This is a genomic window from Vibrio sp. (assembly GCF_050299255.1).
GTDB lineage: Bacteria > Pseudomonadota > Gammaproteobacteria > Enterobacterales > Vibrionaceae > Vibrio.
Window position 1 is genome coordinate 1 of sequence record NZ_JBNKVP010000209.1, and the last position, 543, is coordinate 543.

The following is a 543-nucleotide window of genomic DNA, read 5'->3' on the forward strand; positions in this document are numbered from 1 at the left end:
TAATCGGTTCCCTTTACCAGCAAATAATGTTTTGCATTTAAGCTATCGCGGCATTGTATTTACATTCAATTAACCATTTCAATAGTGATTTATTCTTTTTACGTTGGCTCAAAACTGCCAATAATCACCACTCGTGATTATTTATGCACGAACAAACAAAAATAGCGAAGGATTTTTTTATAAACGCCAGTGAATACAGGGGCTAGAAGGCAATAAATGGCGTGAATAAACGGAGACAGATTAGTGAAACGCATAGTTTTGCAATCCACTCATACCGCCTAAAAGATGAATTATTTGTTAAGAAAAGTGATCAAGATCAGATCAGTTCACGCGCTAGAAAGTTTGCCAGCAGTTCATGGCCCTGTTCTGTTTTGATAGATTCAGGATGAAATTGCACCGCATCAATGGGCAGTGTCTTATGTTGGTAGCCCATGATTTCATCCATACTGCCGTCTGGCAGTTCTGTCCAGGCGGTCAATTCAAACACATCAGGTAATGTTCCATTCTCAACCACAAGAGAGTGGTAGCGCGTCACAGTAAGAG

At 40.0% G+C, this 543-nt stretch carries 1 protein-coding gene; it reads right to left on the reverse strand.

Features of this window, described 5'->3' with window-relative positions; all coding sequences use genetic code 11:
• Nucleotides 1-316: 316 nt before the first annotated feature.
• On the reverse strand, nt 317-543 hold a 227-nt coding region (locus ACQY6F_RS19070), incomplete at its 5' end, for a glutamine amidotransferase-related protein (RefSeq protein ID WP_428776704.1).